Genomic DNA, 3,329 nt, shown 5'->3' with positions numbered 1-3,329 from the left:
TACGCCCCACTTTCGAAGCAGATGTGGTGGAATTGGTAGACACGCTAGCTTCAGGTGCTAGTGCTCGCAAGGGCGTGGGAGTTCGAGTCTCCCCATCTGCACCAACTTCACAAAGCTCACGAGGCTAAAATGAAGTAGGTGAACTACTCCGAAAGTGACCGATCAGCCGGACCGTAACCGGACAAAAAATACGAAACCGACGCAGATGTGGTGGAATTGGTAGACACGCTAGCTTCAGGTGCTAGTGCTCGCAAGGGCGTGGGAGTTCGAGTCTCCCCATCTGCACCAATCGGTAATCCTCCTTTAGGCATTCAGCCGAAATTGAATTTTTTCCATAGTAATTGATCAAAAACATCAGACATTACAGCTCTGAGTGTTTGCTATGGCGATATTTCGAACCTCCCGATTCTGGCTGGTCGTCACGTTTGCATTGCTTGTTGTCTGGGTTATTCGATCCCATGTGCAGGCGTACAACGGCTTTGATATATCTGATTCCCTCATTCCTGCAGATGAAATTCATGCCGGTGGTCCTGAAAAGGACGGCATCCCTGCAATTTCTGATCCCCGTTTTCAATCTGTTGAGCAATCCAACTGGCTTAAGCCCGATGCGCTGGTACTGACATTGGACTGGCAGGGGCAGCAACGTGCCTACCCGCTGGCCATTCTTAACTGGCATGAAGTGGTCAATGACCAGATTGCCGGAAAACCGGTACTGATTACCTACTGTCCCTTGTGCGGCAGTGGCATGGCCTTCTCCCCCAACGTCGCAGGCAGAAACCTGACGTTTGGCGTTTCCGGGTTGCTCTATAACAGCGATGTCTTGCTCTATGATCATGAAACCCAATCTCTCTGGTCGCAGCTGAAAACACAAGCGATTTCAGGGCCGCTGAAAGGTGAGCGTCTTGAGATGCTGCCTCTAAACCTTGAGGTCTGGTCTGACTGGCGCAAGCGTTATCCACAAGGCTCGGTGCTGAGCCGGGAAACAGGCTATCGGCGCGATTACCGTTATAACCCTTATCAACAGTATGCTAGCGATGACGGTGTCTTTTTCCCGGTGGCCTTTAGTAGTCAGAAATATCATCCCAAAGAGCGCGTGTTGGGTGTAGAGATCAACGGTCACTTCAAAGCCTACCCGTTTGCTGAACTGGCTAAGCAGAAGGTCCAGCTGGTGTGGGATAACTTTGCCGGTCGTACCTTAGAAATTCGTTTTGATACGCGAAAGCGTACCGGGCGGGTTTTTAATGAAGCAGGGGCCGAGCTGCCTGCGGTGAACGTTTTCTGGTTTGCCTGGTATGCGTTCCACCCAGACACCGAGATTTATCGCGTGCAATAAAAAGCCGGAGCAATGCTCCGGCGAAAACCCTGATTGGGCAGGGTGATAGAACGGGAAGGAATCGAGGGTTGGAACCTTCAGGGTATTTACGAACAAGTCCGACACGACTCTGATTTTCAGAGACCGTCTCGGACTTGTTTGCAGATTTTTTAGAGCAACAGACCGATTTGAACCAGCAGTGGGAAAATGGCGACAGCCAGCCCGCCCAGAACCATCAGAACAGTAGGGACAACGCCGATTACTTCAACACCTTGTGCATCATGTGACATAGCTTGGTTCCTCGCATAATCTAAATATCTTTCGCTTTGTCAGGTATATAGCAATGGCGGTGCCAACTAATTTGTTTTTCTGTAACTGATTGATATTAAAGAATAATGTTTTGTTGATTAGAATGGTGTAAAGATGGGTTATCTGTTTGGTGTGACATTTTTGACATATTTAGATTGTGGTAAGTGACAAGTTTGTCATGGTGGTAGGTTGTGCATGTTCACGACTGCAACCGATATGGAGATAAGGGATACAGATAAGATCTACACCCCGGTATTGGCCGGGGGTTATCGATCAGAGGGATAGACCTTAGGCGGTTATACGTCGGTACAGATGACGAAGCAGTTGCATAAGCTGCCAGCCTGCCAGACATCCTAAACTGTTGGCCAGAATATCCAGAAGCTCAAACATCCGGGTGGGCAGTTGCCATTGCACCAGTTCAATCCCTATACCCCAGAGAATGACAAACGCAGCCAATCGCCAGCTGGCTTTGGGAAAGCCAAAGTAGGCAGCCCCTGCGACGCCAAAATAGGCCAGAAAGTGCAGGATTTTGTCAGATAGATCCACGCCGGGTGTCTCTACGGAGGGCATAGTGCTGAGATAGGTTACGAGAAAAAGCAGGCAGTAAAAGGGAAGCTGACGCAGCCTGAGCTGGAACGGCATGGATATGTCCTTATTTGAAAACGGGTCTGTCGGTTTATGCTGACTCGGCTGAGGGCTGTGCAGATCGGGTGCAGTTTTTCCCTTCACTCTTCGCGAAATACAATGCCTCGTCTGCGCGGTGTATCAAGGTTTCAATTGTATCGCCCTCCTGTACCTCGGCGATACCAAAGCTACAGGTGATTGGATGATTATCAAAGTGAAAATCGTATGACGCTATTGCCTGACGTAGCTTTTCAGCAATCAGCAACGCCGTTGATAATCGGGCTTCAGGCAGCACGATCAGAAACTCCTCACCGCCCCAGCGACCAAAGTGGTCGGTTTCGCGGAGCTCCTGATTCACAATGCTGGCCAGCTGACTCAGTGCACGATCACCCTCGTTGTGACCATAGGAATCGTTTACCTGTTTAAAGTCATCAACGTCAAAAAAGATGACCGCAAAATGACGTTGATAACGTTGATACAGCTTGAGTTCGTTGTTCAGATATTCGTAGAGTTTATTGCGGTTATAGATACCCGTGAGTGGGTCGTGTTGTGCCATGAACTTCAATTGGGTGTTGTAGTCAGATATGACCTTGTAGCGATAAGCGATCAGTAGTATCAGCAAACAGAATGCGGCGCCAATCAGCCAGATATGGGTGTAGTCCACTTTATAGGCGTAGTTGATGTTCAACCACTGATTGGCGATGCTGTTGTGTTCCCGCGGCGACAGGTTTGCGATGGCGTTATTGAATACGTCCAGCAGGACTTGATTATCTCGCCGTACCGCCACACTGATATCCCACTGATCGTTCAGCGTATCGTACAGGGTGATGCCCAGCATATGCTCTTTTTGCAGGGTGTGACTAATGCTGGCAGGCGCATCGATAAAGCCGAAGACATCTTGCGTTTCTACCCGCTTCAGCCCTTCGCTGACGGTGTTGACGGGCAGGATCGTTGCATTGGGGTAACGGTTACGCAGAATCTCCAGAAATACCGAGTCGACTCGCACCGCCAAGCGCTTATCTCCCAGCTCTTCCGAGGTTTCTCCGTACGTGGAGCGGTCGTGTACCGCAACGACGGCGGGCAT

At 49.9% G+C, this 3,329-nt stretch carries 3 protein-coding genes and 2 tRNA genes; 3 read left to right on the top strand and 2 right to left on the bottom strand.

Features of this window, described 5'->3' with window-relative positions; all coding sequences use genetic code 11:
* Nucleotides 1-17 precede the first annotated feature (17 nt).
* From ABYW01_RS17280 to ABYW01_RS17270, 3 genes are all read left to right on the top strand, one after another.
* Nucleotides 18-104 (top strand) — tRNA-Leu (locus tag ABYW01_RS17280).
* A 97-nt stretch (nucleotides 105-201) separates the two neighbouring features.
* Nucleotides 202-288, top strand: a tRNA-Leu gene (locus tag ABYW01_RS17275).
* Nucleotides 289-382: 94 nt separating this feature from the next.
* Entirely contained in the window at nucleotides 383-1,333 is a 951-nt protein-coding gene (locus tag ABYW01_RS17270; RefSeq protein ID WP_372835131.1) for a DUF3179 domain-containing protein, read from the top strand.
* Nucleotides 1,334-1,909: 576 nt separating this feature from the next.
* On the opposite strand, the gene ABYW01_RS17265 is transcribed toward ABYW01_RS17270, so the two are convergent.
* Together ABYW01_RS17265 and ABYW01_RS17260 are read right to left on the bottom strand one after the other, a co-directional pair.
* On the bottom strand, nucleotides 1,910-2,263 hold the full coding sequence (locus tag ABYW01_RS17265; protein WP_372835129.1) for a VanZ family protein: 354 nt from the start codon (nucleotides 2,261-2,263) through the stop codon (nucleotides 1,910-1,912).
* A gap of 34 nt (nucleotides 2,264-2,297) precedes the next feature.
* Nucleotides 2,298-3,329, bottom strand: a 1,032-nt coding sequence (locus ABYW01_RS17260) for a diguanylate cyclase (RefSeq protein WP_372835126.1), incomplete at its 5' end; no start/stop codon positions are given.

Origin of the sequence: Pontibacterium sp. (genome assembly GCF_041587635.1) — a bacterium.
GTDB lineage: Bacteria > Pseudomonadota > Gammaproteobacteria > Pseudomonadales > Balneatricaceae > Pontibacterium.
Note: the sequence above shows the minus strand (reverse complement) of the source record. Positions and strands in the feature narration are given on the sequence as shown.

Excerpts from the sequence above, each read along its gene's own strand:
- ABYW01_RS17265 (WP_372835129.1), bottom strand. The coding sequence starts at position 2,263 with ATGCCGTTCCAGCTCAGGCTGCGTCAGCTTCCCTTTTACTGCCTGCTT.
- ABYW01_RS17270 (WP_372835131.1), top strand. The coding sequence starts at position 383 with ATGGCGATATTTCGAACCTCCCGATTCTGGCTGGTCGTCACGTTTGCA.